11 protein-coding genes (1 of these 11 running past the window's edge) are annotated in these 13201 nt (G+C 60.6%); 7 read left to right on the top strand and 4 right to left on the bottom strand.

The window, feature by feature from the left end; genetic code table 11:
* Positions 1–276: 276 nt before the first annotated feature.
* Genes BK670_RS14175 through fabI form a run of 6 tightly spaced genes read left to right on the top strand, consistent with a single transcriptional unit; the run spans position 277 to position 8472 of the window.
* Entirely contained in the window at positions 277–2109 is a 1833-nt protein-coding gene (locus tag BK670_RS14175) for an extracellular solute-binding protein (protein ID WP_123450425.1), read from the top strand.
* On the top strand, positions 2106–3947 hold the full coding sequence (locus BK670_RS14180; protein WP_123450427.1) for an extracellular solute-binding protein: 1842 nt from the start codon (positions 2106–2108) through the stop codon (positions 3945–3947). The genes BK670_RS14175 and BK670_RS14180 overlap by 4 nt, the downstream gene beginning before the upstream one ends.
* Positions 3948–3951: 4 nt before the next feature.
* A complete protein-coding gene (locus BK670_RS14185; protein ID WP_123450429.1) occupies positions 3952–5025 on the top strand; it encodes a microcin C ABC transporter permease YejB in 1074 nt (357 codons plus the stop codon).
* Between the two features lies 1 nt (position 5026).
* Positions 5027–6046 carry an ABC transporter permease gene (locus tag BK670_RS14190; protein WP_007910587.1) on the top strand — a complete coding sequence of 340 codons (1020 nt, stop codon included), beginning with the start codon at positions 5027–5029 and terminating at the stop codon, positions 6044–6046.
* A 1-nt stretch (position 6047) separates the two neighbouring features.
* On the top strand, positions 6048–7658 hold the full coding sequence (locus tag BK670_RS14195) for an ABC transporter ATP-binding protein (RefSeq protein ID WP_123450431.1): 1611 nt from the start codon (positions 6048–6050) through the stop codon (positions 7656–7658).
* 19 nt (positions 7659–7677) lie between these two features.
* Positions 7678–8472, top strand: coding sequence for an enoyl-ACP reductase FabI (gene fabI / locus BK670_RS14200; protein WP_007910591.1), 795 nt, complete (start codon positions 7678–7680; stop codon positions 8470–8472).
* 191 nt (positions 8473–8663) lie between these two features.
* On the opposite strand, the gene BK670_RS14210 is transcribed toward fabI, so the two are convergent.
* From BK670_RS14210 to BK670_RS14225, 4 genes are all read right to left on the bottom strand, one after another.
* Complete coding sequence (locus BK670_RS14210) at positions 8664–9629, bottom strand: GGDEF domain-containing protein (RefSeq protein ID WP_123450433.1); 966 nt, start codon at positions 9627–9629, stop codon at positions 8664–8666.
* A 64-nt stretch (positions 9630–9693) separates the two neighbouring features.
* Positions 9694–10272: a hypothetical protein gene (locus BK670_RS14215; protein WP_123450434.1), complete on the bottom strand. Its 579-nt coding sequence runs from the start codon at positions 10270–10272 to the stop codon at positions 9694–9696.
* A gap of 1 nt (position 10273) precedes the next feature.
* Positions 10274–12436 carry a xanthine dehydrogenase family protein molybdopterin-binding subunit gene (locus tag BK670_RS14220; protein ID WP_123450436.1) on the bottom strand — a complete coding sequence of 721 codons (2163 nt, stop codon included), beginning with the start codon at positions 12434–12436 and terminating at the stop codon, positions 10274–10276.
* 22 nt (positions 12437–12458) lie between these two features.
* Positions 12459–12914 (bottom strand): (2Fe-2S)-binding protein, encoded by a 456-nt coding sequence (locus tag BK670_RS14225; RefSeq protein WP_003224136.1) that lies wholly within the window; start codon positions 12912–12914, stop codon positions 12459–12461.
* A gap of 273 nt (positions 12915–13187) precedes the next feature.
* Here BK670_RS14225 and BK670_RS14230 point away from each other — a divergent pair, with 273 nt between their 5' ends.
* Positions 13188–13201, top strand: partial view of an alpha/beta fold hydrolase gene (locus BK670_RS14230; RefSeq protein WP_123450438.1) — the 5' portion only. Its footprint extends 820 nt past the window's final position; the window shows 14 of its 834 coding nt (coding positions 1–14); it begins with the start codon at positions 13188–13190; the stop codon falls past the right edge of the window.

The raw sequence follows: 13201 nt of genomic DNA on the forward strand, positions 1-13201 counted from the left end.
GCCGAAACTCCTCGTGCCGATGAGTCCCTTGTGGCGAGGGAGCTTGCTCCCGCTGGGGCGCGAAGCGGCCCTCTACATTCTTCCAGACAAATCCGACATACAGGTTTTGCGACTGCTTCGCAGCCGAGCGGTAGCAAGCTCCCTCGCCACAGTTAACGCATCGGCCGACGCATTACATGCGCAATTAACCGCGCATTAAGCCGCGATCTTTTTCCTGTCCAGACAAGCTGTTACTGTACGGCCCACTAAGCCCAAGCCGCCTGGATCGGATCTGACTTGAAGCGTCCCCTCCTCCTGCTCCTGATCAGCCTGGCCTTGAGCTCAACCGCAAGCGCGACGATTACCGAAAGTCACGGTTATGCGCAGTTCGGCACGCTCAAGTACCCGGCCAGATTTACCCACTTCGACTGGGTCAACCCGCAAGCGCCCAAGGGCGGTACGTTGCGGGTGATGGCGTTCGGCACCTTTGATACGGTCAACCCGTACACGTTCAAGGGCACCAGCCCGGTCACCACAGCGAATTTCCTCCAGTACGGCATCAACGAGCTGAACGAGCCGCTGATGGTCGGCACGGGCCAGTATTCGCCGTCCGGTGACGAACCCGCGTCGAGCTATGGCTTGATCGCGCAATCGGTGGAGTACAGCGAAGATCGCAGCTGGGTCGTCTTCAACCTGCGCCCGGAAGCGCGTTTCCACGATGGCACGCCCATCACCGCCTACGACGTGGCGTTCTCCTACCGAACGCTGCTCAAGGACGGCCACCCGCTGTACCGCACCGCGCTGCAGGAAGTGCTGCGCGTCGACATTCTCAACAAGCAGCGCATCCGTTTCGTGCTCAAGCGCTCGGGCAATCCGTTGTTGATCCTGCGCCTCGGCGAATTGCCGGTGCTGCCGCAGCATTACTGGAAAGACCGCGACTTCAAGGCCACCACCTTCGAACCACCGCTGGGCAGCGGCCCGTATCGCATCACTTCGGTGACGCCGGGTCGCCAGTTGATCTTCGAGCGGGTCAAGGATTACTGGGGCAAGGATTTGCCGGTCAATCGCGGCAAGTACAACTTCGATCGCATGGAAGTCGAGTTCTACCGCGACAGCGATGTTGCCTTCGAAGCGTTCAAGGCCGGCGAGTTCGACATTTACATCGAGCATCAGGCGAAGAACTGGGCCAACGGCTACAACTTCCCGGCGATACGCCGTGGCGACGTGATCAAGGCGCAGATCCCGCATCAGATCCCGACCCAGAGTCAGGGCCTGTTCATGAACACCCGCCGCGCGACGTTTTCCGATGTGAAGACCCGCGAAGCGCTAGGCCTGATGTTCGATTTCGAGTGGACCAACCGCGCGCTGTTCAGCGATGCCTATAAGCGCACAACCAGTTACTACCCCAACAGCGAGTTCACAACCTCCGGCCTGCCGGTCGGGCATGAATGGCTGATGCTCAAGCCGTACAAGGAACAACTGCCGGCCAAGCTGTTCACCGAGCCGTTCAGCCTGCCAAAAACCGACGGGCGCGGCATTCCACGGGAAACCATGCGCAAGGCCTTGGCGTTGCTCGCCGAAGCCGGCTGGAAGCTCAACGGTCAGCGCCTGCAAAACGCTGACGGCCAATCGCTGCGGTTCGAGCTGCTGCTGGTCAATCCGAACCTGGAGCGCCTCTACCAGCCCTATATCGAGAACCTCAACAGCATCGGCATCGACGCGCGCCTGCGCACCGTGGATCGGGCGCAATACAAACAGCGCCTCGATCAATTTGATTTCGACATGATCTCGATGACGCTCAACCAGACCCTCAGTCCGGGCCTGGAGCAATGGCAGTACTTCCACTCCAGTCAGGTCGGGGTCAAGGGCAGCAAGAATTACGCAGGCATTGCCAACCCGGTAGTGGATCACCTGCTCGAACAATTGCTCGCCGCGCGCACCCGCGACGAGCAGGTCGCCGCCGGCAAGGCGCTCGACCGCGTGCTGCTCTGGCAGCACTACAGCATTCCCAATTGGTACCTCAATTATCACCGTCTGGCCTACCGCAACCGGTTGGCCTTCGTCACCACGCCGCCCTACACCCTGGGCCTGAGCGCGTGGTGGCTGAAGTCTTCGGAGAAAGATCAATGAAACCGATCCGCGCCCTGCTCGTCCAGGCCAGCGGCTTGCTGTTCGCCGGGCTGGCCTTTGCTGCCCCGCAACACGCCGTGACCCTGTACAACGAGCCGCCGAAATACCCGGCCGATTTCAAGCATTTCGATTACGTGAACCCCGACGCACCCAAGGGTGGCATCTTCCGTCAGGCCGGTTTCGGCGGCTTCGACAGCCTCAACCCGTTTATCAGCAAAGGCGTACCGGCCGACGACGTCGGGCAGATCTACGACACCCTGACCAAGCACAGCCTCGACGAGCCGTTTACCGAATACGGCCTGATCGCCCGGCAGATCGAAAGAGCCCCGGACAACAGCTGGGTGCGTTTCTACCTGCGCCCCGAAGCGCGCTTCCACGACGGCCACCCGGTACGTGCCGAGGACGTGGTGTTCAGCTTCAACACCTTGACCAAAGAAGGTTCACCGCTGTTTCGCGGCTACTACAGCGACGTTTCCGAAGTGATCGCCGAAGATCCGCTGAAAGTGCTGTTCAAGTTCAAGCACACCAATAACCGCGAACTGCCGCTGATCCTCGGCCAGTTACCGGTGCTGCCCAAACACTGGTGGGCCGAGCGCGACTTCACCAAGGGCAACCTGGAAATCCCGCTGGGCAGCGGCCCGTACAAGGTCGCCGATGTGAAGGCCGGGCGCTCGGTGCGTTACGAGCGGGTCAAGGATTACTGGGGCAAGGACCTGCCGGTCAACCGTGGTTTCTACAACTTCGATACGATGACCACCGATTACTACCGCGACAACACCGTCGCCGTTGAAGCGCTGAAGGCCGGACAGTTCGATTACTGGCTGGAAATGACCGCGAAGAACTGGGCCAATGCCTACAACATCCCGGCGGTTACCGAAGGCCGACTGATCAAGGAACAGATCGCCAACAGCAACCCGACCGGCATGCAGGGCTTCGTCTTCAATCTGCGTCGCCCGGTGTTTCAGGATGTGCGAGTGCGTCAGGCGCTCGGCCTGCTGTTCGATTTCGAGTGGACCAACAAACAACTGTTCAACGGCGCCTACTTCCGCACCCGCAGCTATTTCGAGAACTCGGAAATGGCCGCCACCGGCCTGCCTGATGCCGATCAGCGGGCGATCCTCGAGCCGTTTCGCAGCAAACTGCCGGCGCAGGTGTTCAGCGAAGCGTTCGAGAATCCGAAGACCGACGCCAGCGGCATGATCCGCGCGCAGCAGCGCGAGGCCTATCAACTGCTGCAAGAAGCCGGCTGGAAAATCGTCGACGACAAAATGGTCGACGCCACGGGCAAGCCAGTGGTGATTGAGTTCCTGCTCGCGCAGACCGAGTTCGAACGGGTTTTGCTGCCGTTCAAGCGCAACCTCAGCGACCTTGGCATCGATCTGGTGATTCGTCGTGTCGACGTCTCGCAATACATCAACCGTGTGCGTTCGCGCGACTTCGACATGATGGTCGGCAGCTTCCCGCAGTCCAACTCACCGGGTAACGAACAGCGCGAATTCTGGATGAGCGCCGCTGCCGACAAACCGAGCAGCCGCAACACCATGGGTCTGAAAGATCCGATCGTCGATCAACTGGTCGAGAGCCTGATCAACGCCGACTCGCGCAAAAGCCTGGTGGCCCACGCCCGAGCACTGGATCGCGTGCTGCAATGGGGTTACTACGTGATTCCCAACTGGCACATCAAGACCTGGCGCGTGGCTTATTGGAATCACATCGGCCACCCGAAGGTCTCACCCAAATACGACATCGGTATCAACACCTGGTGGGTCAAGCCTGACGCGAAACCGGCGGTAGAAGTCGAAACCAAACTGCAAGCCGACCCTGCGGGCACGGAGTAATCAGATGCTGGCATACATTTTTCGGCGACTGCTGCTGATCATCCCCACCCTGTTCGGCATCCTGCTGATCAACTTCGTGATCATCCAGGCCGCGCCCGGTGGCCCGGTGGAACAGATGATCGCCAAGCTCGAAGGCTTCGAAGGCGCCACCAGCCGCATTGCCGGTGGCGGTGCCGAGGTGTCGGTGGCCGGCTCGTCCTATCGCGGCGCGCAGGGTCTGGACCCGGCGCTGATCAAGGAAATCGAGCACATGTACGGGTTCGACAAATCGGCCCCGGAACGCCTGTGGATCATGGTCAAGAACTACGCGAAGCTGGATTTCGGCGACAGTTTCTTCCGCGACGCCAAGGTCATCGACCTGATCAAGGAAAAGATGCCGGTGTCGATCTCGCTGGGTCTGTGGAGCACGCTGATCATGTACCTGGTGTCGATCCCGCTGGGGATCGCCAAAGCCACGCGACACGGTAGCCACTTCGACGTCTGGACCAGTTCGGCGATCATCGTCGGCTACGCGATCCCCGCGTTCCTGTTTGCGATCCTGCTGATTGTGGTGTTTGCCGGCGGCAGTTATCTCGACTGGTTCCCGTTACGCGGACTGACCTCGAACAACTTCGATGAGCTGAGTTTCGGCGGCAAGATCCTCGATTACTTCTGGCACTTGGCATTGCCGGTCACCGCGCTGGTGATCGGCAACTTCGCGACCATGACCCTGCTGACCAAAAACAGCTTCCTCGACGAGATCAACAAGCAATACGTGGTCACCGCCAAGGCCAAAGGCCTGACGCGCAACCGTGTGCTTTACGGTCACGTGTTCCGCAACGCCATGCTGCTGGTGATTGCCGGTTTCCCGTCGGCGTTCATCGGCATCTTCTTCACCGGCTCGTTGCTGGTGGAAGTGATCTTCTCCCTCGACGGCCTGGGCCTGATGAGCTTTGAGGCGGCAATCAACCGCGATTACCCGGTGGTGTTCGGCACTCTGTTCATCTTCACCCTGCTCGGGCTGGTGGTGAAACTGATCGGCGACCTCACCTACACCCTGGTCGATCCGCGCATCGACTTCGAAAGCCGGGAGCATTGAGATGAACCTGTCCCCTCTCAACCGCCGCCGCTTCGAACTGTTCAAGGCCAACAAGCGCGGCTGGTGGTCGCTGTGGCTGTTTCTGATTCTGTTCGGCCTGAGCCTCGGCGCCGAGCTGATCGCCAACGACAAGCCGTTGGTGGTGCATTACGACAACAATTGGTACTTCCCGGCGATCAAGCGCTACCCGGAAACCGCCTTCGGCGGCGAATTCCCGCTGGAAGCCAACTACAAGAGCCCGTACATCCGCGAACTGCTCAAGGCCAAGGATGCGTGGGTGCTGTGGGCGCCGATTCCCTACAGCTACCAGAGCATCAACTACGACCTGAAAGTCCCGGCCCCGGCGCCACCGTCGGCGGACAATCTGCTGGGCACCGACGATCAGGGCCGTGATGTGCTGGCGCGGGTGATCTACGGTTTCCGCATTTCGGTGCTGTTCGCGCTGACGCTGACCGTGTTGAGTTCGATCATCGGTGTGATTGCCGGCGCGTTGCAGGGTTTCTATGGCGGCTGGGTCGACTTGGCGGGGCAGCGTTTTCTCGAGATCTGGTCGGGGCTACCGGTGCTCTACCTGCTGATCATCCTCGCCAGTTTCGTCCAGCCAAATTTCTGGTGGCTGCTGGGGATCATGCTGCTGTTCTCGTGGATGAGCCTGGTCGACGTGGTGCGCGCCGAGTTCCTCCGTGGCCGCAACCTCGAATACGTGCGTGCGGCGCGGGCATTGGGCATGCAGAACGGCGCAATCATGTTCCGCCACATCCTGCCCAACGCGATGGTCTCGACCATGACCTTCATGCCGTTCATCCTCACTGGCGCCATCGGCACCCTGACCGCGCTGGACTTCCTCGGTTTCGGCTTGCCCGCCGGTAGTCCGTCGCTGGGTGAGCTGGTCGCGCAGGGCAAATCCAACCTGCAAGCGCCGTGGCTGGGCATGAGTGCCTTCGCCGTGCTGGCGTTGATGCTGAGTTTGCTGGTGTTTATCGGCGAGTCCGCTCGCGATGCCTTCGACCCGAGGAAGTGAAATGAATCAGGACAATCTGATCGAAGTGCGTGACCTCGCCGTCGAATTCGGTTTCGGCGAGCGCGTGCACCGGGTCGTCGAAGGCGTGAGTTTCGACATCAAGCGCGGCGAAACCCTCGCGCTGGTGGGCGAATCCGGCTCGGGCAAATCGGTGACCGCGCACTCGATCCTGCGTTTGCTGCCCTACCCGATGGCTCGCCATCCGGCCGGCAGCATCAGCTACGCCGGGCAAAACCTGCTGGGCCTGAGCGAAAAAACCATCCGCCACATTCGCGGTAACCGCATTGCGATGATCTTTCAGGAGCCGATGACTTCGCTGAATCCACTGCACTCGATCGAGAAGCAGATCAACGAGGTGCTCGGCATCCACAAAGGCCTGACCGGCAAAGTCGCGACCAAGCGCACCCTGGAGCTGCTGGAGATGGTCGGCATCCCCGAGCCGCACAAGCGCCTCAAGGCCCTGCCCCACGAACTGTCCGGCGGCCAGCGCCAGCGCGTGATGATCGCCATGGCCCTGGCCAACGAGCCGGAATTGCTGATTGCCGACGAACCGACCACGGCTCTGGATGTGACCGTTCAGCTGAAAATCCTCGATTTGCTCAAGGAATTACAGGCCAGATTGGGCATGTCGCTGTTACTGATCAGTCACGATTTGAACCTGGTGCGAAGAATTGCGCATCGCGTATGTGTCATGCAGCGCGGTTGCATCGTCGAACAGGCATCGTGCGAAGAGCTGTTCCGGTCGCCGCAGCATCCGTACACTCGGGAATTGCTCGGCGCGGAACCCAGCGGAGGCCCGGCGACCAATAAAATCGGGCCGCCGCTGCTTGAGGTCGAGGACCTGAAAGTCTGGTTCCCGATCAAGAAAGGCCTGCTCAAGCGTACGGTGGATCACGTCAAGGCAGTGGACGGCATCAATTTCAGCCTGCCCCAGGGTCAGACCCTGGGGATTGTGGGGGAAAGCGGTTCCGGCAAATCCACGCTGGGTCTGGCGATTTTGCGGTTGATTGGCAGCAAAGGCGGGATCCGCTTTGAGGGCAAGCAGCTAGACTGCCTGACGCAGAACGAGGTTCGCCCGTTGCGTCGGGAGATGCAGGTGGTGTTTCAGGACCCGTTTGGCAGCCTGAGCCCGCGCATGTGTGTCAGCGACATCGTTGGCGAAGGCCTGCGGATTCACAAGATGGGCACCGCCGAGGAGCAAGAGGCGGCGATTATTGCGGCATTGAAGGAGGTAGGTCTGGATCCGGAAACCCGGCACCGCTACCCCCATGAATTTTCCGGTGGGCAACGGCAACGAATCGCCATTGCCCGGGCTTTGGTGCTGAAACCGGCGCTGATCCTTTTGGACGAGCCGACTTCGGCGCTCGACCGGACGGTGCAGCGGCAAGTGGTGGAGCTGTTGCGTTCACTGCAAGCCAAGTACAACCTGACGTATTTGTTTATCAGCCATGACCTGGCTGTCGTCAAAGCGCTGAGCCACCAGTTGATGGTGGTCAAGCATGGCCAAGTGGTCGAACAGGGAGACGCGCAAAGTATTTTTGCCGCCCCCCAACATCCGTATACACAGCAGTTGCTGGAAGCCGCTTTTTTGGCACCAGCCACTGCGCAATAACCTGAAAGAGGAGCAACACATGGGTTTTCTCGCCGGTAAGCGCGTACTGATCGTCGGTGTCGCCAGCAAGCTGTCCATCGCATCCGGCATCGCTGCCGCCATGCATCGCGAGGGCGCTGAGCTTGCCTTCACTTATCAGAACGACAAACTGAAAGGTCGTGTTGAAGAATTCGCTCAAGGCTGGGGTTCGAGCCCTGAGCTGTGCTTCCCGTGCGACGTGGCCAGCGATGAAGAAATCGCCAAGGTCTTCGAAGCACTGAGCAAGAAGTGGGATGGCCTGGACTGCATCGTCCACTCCGTTGGCTTCGCCCCGGGCGACCAACTGGATGGCGACTTCACCGAAGCCACCACCCGTGACGGTTTCCGCATCGCGCACGACATCAGCGCCTACAGCTTCGTGGCCCTGGCCAAAGCCGGCCGCGAAATGATGAAAGGCCGCAACGGCAGCCTGCTGACCCTGTCGTACCTGGGCGCCGAGCGCACCATGCCTAACTACAACGTAATGGGCATGGCCAAGGCTTCGCTGGAAGCTGGCGTACGTTACCTCGCCGGCTCCCTGGGCCCGGACGGCACCCGCGTCAACTGCGTATCGGCTGGCCCGATCCGCACCCTGGCCGCTTCCGGCATCAAGAACTTCCGCAAGATGCTGGCCGCCAACGAAGCGCAAACCCCGCTGCGTCGCAACGTCACCATCGACGAAGTCGGCAACGCCGGCGCCTTCCTGTGCTCCGACCTGGCGTCGGGCATCAGCGGTGAAATCATGTACGTGGACGGCGGCTTCAACACCACCGCCATGGGCAACATCGAAGAGTGATCTTCGCCTAGCCAATAAAAAACCCGCCTCTTCAGGCGGGTTTTTTATTGCTCAAATTCCCGCCACGACCCAAATCCCCCCTGTAGGAGTGAGCCTGCTCGCGATAGCGCTGGGTCAGGCAATGAAGATGTTGAATGGCAAGACGCTATCGCGAGCAGGCTCACTCCTACAAGGGATCTGCGGTGCATTCGCTAACAGCGCTTCAGGGCCTGCTTGTGCACATACATCGCACTGTCCGCATCCGCCAGCAGTCGATCCACGGTCTCATGGCGCTTGGCGTCGTACTCAATCTGGCCCACGCTGAAGCGAATTGCATAGCCCCTGTGCAACGTGGCATTGCGCTCTTCCAGAATTTCCTTGAGTCGCGCCATGATCGCCGTGGTTTCGACATGGCTGGAGCCGGTCAGCAACGCGACGAACTCATCCCCGCCCAAACGTCCGACCACGTCACTTTCGCGAAAGGCGATGCGCAGCACGTCGGCAAACGTCTTCAGCGCACTGTCACCCTCGGCATGCCCATACAGATCGTTGATCTGCTTGAAGTCATTAAGGTCGAAAAACAGCAAGGTCGCCGGCCGGCCAAGCCGCACGCAGGCATCCAGCGCATGCTGCGCCAGTTGCTTGAAACCACGGCGATTGGACAGCAAGGTCAACTCATCCATGCTCGCAATCTGCACGGCGGCCAACTCTTGCTCGGCCATTTCCGCCAGATCACGCAACAACGCGCGCTCTTCCTCGTCGAGGTCGCGGGGCTTGGTGTCGATCAGGCACAGCGTGCCCATTTTGTTGCCGTTGGGCACGGTCAGCGGGTAACCGGCGTAGAAGCGAATGTTCGGCGCGCCCGTCACCAGCGGGTTGTCATGGAAGCGCAGATCTTCGCGGGCGTCCGGCACCAGCAGCAGGCCATCGTTAAGAATCGCGTGGCCGCAGAACGAGACATCCCTCGGTGTCTCGCTGACATCAAGCCCCACACAGGACTTGAACCACTGTCGATTGCTGTCGACCAGCGTCACCAGTGCAATCGGCACATTGAACAAGCGCTTCGCCAAGCGTGTCAGTCGGTCGAACCGCTCTTCAGGGGCGGAATCGAGCAGTTCAAGACTGTGCAGCGCTTGAACGCGCGCCGTTTCATTCGCGGGTTTTCCTGGAACCAGCATCAGCACACTCCATTGGCAACAATGCTGTTAAGCGTAGCGCTAATTCGCCGAGGGGTTCACCTCATCAGATCCCCGCCACCGGGCACGGCCCGCCCGCATCCGCCCAGAGCTTGAATTGCGTGACAAAAATATCGTGCGGCACCGGCACCGGCGCGCGCCCTGCGCCGGGATTCCAGCCCCAGAGCACCAGTTTGTCTTCGCTGACGTGCTTGATCAGCGCAGCAAAGTCGCGATCGCCATTGCTCGAACGGTCCTTGATCATCGCGCAGAGCTTGTCCGGTGGCAGGCCGATCCAGGCCATTTTGTGCGCCGCTGGCGGCAGGCTCCAGTGCGGCGCCCCCGGTGGCGCATGCGGGCCGTAACTGGCCGGCGGATTGTTTTCCGCGTGGCAGGTCGCGCAGGGCAATCCGGCGGCGCCCTTGCCGTCCATGCCGCGCACCACGTTCATCGCATGGGGAATGCCGGCGTCGAACTGCAACGGCGAATCACCGGGAATGTGACAGTTCTGGCAGCGCGGGCTCTGGAAGACTTTCTGCACCGTGCCGAACGCCTTCAATGCTTCCTGATCATCGGCAAACAGGTCCGACGCATAACCGCCCAGCCCCAGCAGAATCACCGTACCCAACAACAGATGTCGTTTCATCTCACACCCCCGACAGTTGCAGCGGCAATTCGCGCAGGCGTTGCCCGGTCAGGGCGAATACCGCGTTGGCTACGGCTGGCGCGGTCGGCGGCACACCGGCCTCGCCGATGCCGCCGGGTTTGTCGCTGCTGGGCACAATGTGCACTTCCACCACCGGCATCTCGTTGAGCCGCAGCACCTGATAATCGTGATAGTTGGACTGCACCACCGCGCCATCCTTGAGCGTCAGTTTGCTGTGCAGCGCCATGCCCAGACCGAAAGTGATGCACGACTCCATCTGCGCGGCGATGCTCTGTGGATTCACCGCAATCCCGCAGTCCACGGCACAGACCACGCGATGCACGCGGATCGCCAGATTGTCCTGCGAAACTTCCGCGACCTGCGCCACGTAACTGCCGAACGACTCATGCACCGCCACGCCCAACGCATGACCGTCCGGCAATGGCGCTTTCCAATTGGCCTTTTCCACCGCCAGATTGAGCACGCCCAAGTGCCGAGGATGATCCTTGAGCAGGGTTCGTCGGTATTCGACCGGATCCTTGCCCGCCGCAGTGGCCAATTCATCGATCAGCGATTCCATGACAAACCCGGTGTGGCTGTGGCCCACCGAACGCAGCCACAACACATTGATCCCGGTCTGCGGTGAATGCAGATCGACTTGGTGATTGGCCAGGCCTTTGACGTAAGGACTGTCGGAAACGCCTTCGACCGAAGTCGGGTCGATGCCGTTCTTGACCATCGTCGCTTCCATCAACGTGCCAGTCATGATCGACTGCCCGACCAGCACGTGCTGCCAGCTCGACGGCATGCCATCAGCGCCGAGGCCGATCTTCGCCTGATGCAGGAACATCGAACGGTAATAACCGCCGCGAATGTCATCCTCACGCGACCATACGGTTTTCACCGGCATGGCGGCGGCTTTCGCCACTTGCACGGCTTCGGCGACAAAATCTGATGTCGGATTGGCCCGGCGGCCGAAGCCACCGCCAAGGAATTCGGTGTGGATTTCGACCTGCTCCGGTTTCAGCCCGGTGATCTTGCCGGCGACCATTTGATCCAGCGTCTGAAACTGCGTGCCGGTCCAGATTTCGCATTTTTCCGCGCTGATCTTCACCGTACAGTTGAGCGGTTCCATCGGCGCGTGGGCCAGGTACGGCACGCTGTATTCGACGTCAATCTTCTTCGCCGCTTTGCCAAAACTGCCCTTGGCATCCCCGGCCTGACTCGCCGATGTGCCTTGCGTCGCGGCCAGTTTGCGGAAACTCGCCAGCAGTTTTTCGCTACTTAGGTCCGCATGCGGGCCAAGATCCCAGTCGACCTTCAGCGCATCACGCCCCAGCTTCGCCGCCCAGTAATGCTCGGCAATCACCGCCACGCCCGTCGGCACTTGGACCACCTTGTGTACGCCCGGCACCGCCAGCGCTTCAGCGCCTTCGAAGGATTTAACAGTGGCACCGAATACCGGTGGGCGCGCGACCATTGCGGTCATCAAGCCATCAAACTGCACGTCCATGCCGAACCTGGCGCGGCCGGTGATTTTCTCCGGGGTGTCGAGGCGTTTGGTCGGTTTGCCAATGACTTTCCAGTCCTTGGCCTCCTTGAAGGTGATGGATTTCGGATCCGGCACCGGCAGTTGCCCGGCGGCATCCGCCAACTCGCCGTAGGTCGCGCGTTTATCGCCGGCAATCACCACACCCGACTCGGTACGAATCGCCGACGGCGCCACTTCAAAGCGCTTCGCCGCCGCCTCCACCAGCATCTGCCGGGCAGTCGCGCCTGCCAGGCGATAACGGTCGAACTCCATCCACGTCGATGTCGAGCCGCCGGTAATCTGCATGCCGCCAAACCCGGGCATGCCGTAATCCGCCGCCGACGCCGGCGAGTGCTCGACGCGGATATTCGACCAGTCCGCGTCCAGCTCTTCGGCAATCAACATGGTCAGACCGGTCCAGATGCCCTGCCCCATCTCAGAATGCCCAAGCAGCACCGTCACACTGTTGTCCGCCGCAATCCGCAAGAACGCATTCGGCGCAAACACCTTGCCTTCATTCTCTGCCGCATAGGCAAACTTGTGCCCGCCGGGGACGACAAATGCCACCACCAGCCCACCGCCCAAAACGGCGCTGCCCTTGAGAAAACCCCGACGCGATAAAGGACTGTTCATCGTCTATCTCCCACAAAAGCCATCAGCCGATTTCCGACGCACGCTTCACAGCGGCGCGGATGCGTGGATAGGTGCCGCAACGGCAGATATTGCCGGAGAGCGCCTGATCGATATCGCTGTCGGTGGGTTTGGGGATTTTCGCCAGAAGCGCCGCGGCCGACATGATCTGCCCCGACTGGCAGTAACCGCACTGCACCACGTCGAGTTCGGCCCAGGCTTGCTGCACCGGATGCGAGCCGTCGGTGGACAGGCCTTCGATGGTAAGAATTTTTTGTCCATGGGCCACAGCGGTTGCGGGCGTGATGCAGGCGCGCAACGGTGCCCCGTCAACGTGCACGGTGCAGGCCCCGCACTGGGCCATGCCACAGCCGAATTTGGTACCGGTCAGGTGCGCGACATCGCGTAGGACCCAGAGCAACGGCATGTCCGCGGGGACATCGAGCTCCTGATCCTTGCCATTGATATTCAAGGTCAGCATCGGGGAATTTCCTCAGACTCACGGTGTTCTGAAGGGGCGCCGCTACGGCCACCAATGCCTGTGCGCGCCTCGACTTATCCCTTTCAGCAAAGCCTAATTTGCGCCTGAAGCCAGACGTGGCGACCACCGGTCATGCAGATGTCGACTTTAATCCTACAGTTGATAACGGCTCTCACCGAGCCTGCGCAATAGAAAACTCGTCATGAGCGAAACCGGTCCGCGATTACCGCGCGGGTTATCCATCAGATTGGTCTGGAGTTGCGAACATGGGATTTGTCACCAGCAAA

This window comes from Pseudomonas fluorescens, assembly GCF_003732425.1.
GTDB classification, from domain to species: Bacteria; Pseudomonadota; Gammaproteobacteria; order Pseudomonadales; family Pseudomonadaceae; genus Aquipseudomonas; species Aquipseudomonas fluorescens_BE.

Excerpts from the sequence above, each read along its gene's own strand:
- BK670_RS14180 (WP_123450427.1), top strand. The coding sequence starts at position 2,106 with ATGAAACCGATCCGCGCCCTGCTCGTCCAGGCCAGCGGCTTGCTGTTC.
- BK670_RS14195 (WP_123450431.1), top strand. The coding sequence starts at position 6,048 with ATGAATCAGGACAATCTGATCGAAGTGCGTGACCTCGCCGTCGAATTC.
- BK670_RS14225 (WP_003224136.1), bottom strand. The coding sequence starts at position 12,914 with ATGCTGACCTTGAATATCAATGGCAAGGATCAGGAGCTCGATGTCCCC.
- BK670_RS14220 (WP_123450436.1), bottom strand. The coding sequence starts at position 12,436 with ATGAACAGTCCTTTATCGCGTCGGGGTTTTCTCAAGGGCAGCGCCGTT.
- fabI (WP_007910591.1), top strand. The coding sequence starts at position 7,678 with ATGGGTTTTCTCGCCGGTAAGCGCGTACTGATCGTCGGTGTCGCCAGC.
- BK670_RS14215 (WP_123450434.1), bottom strand. The coding sequence starts at position 10,272 with ATGAAACGACATCTGTTGTTGGGTACGGTGATTCTGCTGGGGCTGGGC.
- BK670_RS14190 (WP_007910587.1), top strand. The coding sequence starts at position 5,027 with ATGAACCTGTCCCCTCTCAACCGCCGCCGCTTCGAACTGTTCAAGGCC.
- BK670_RS14185 (WP_123450429.1), top strand. The coding sequence starts at position 3,952 with ATGCTGGCATACATTTTTCGGCGACTGCTGCTGATCATCCCCACCCTG.
- BK670_RS14210 (WP_123450433.1), bottom strand. The coding sequence starts at position 9,629 with ATGCTGGTTCCAGGAAAACCCGCGAATGAAACGGCGCGCGTTCAAGCG.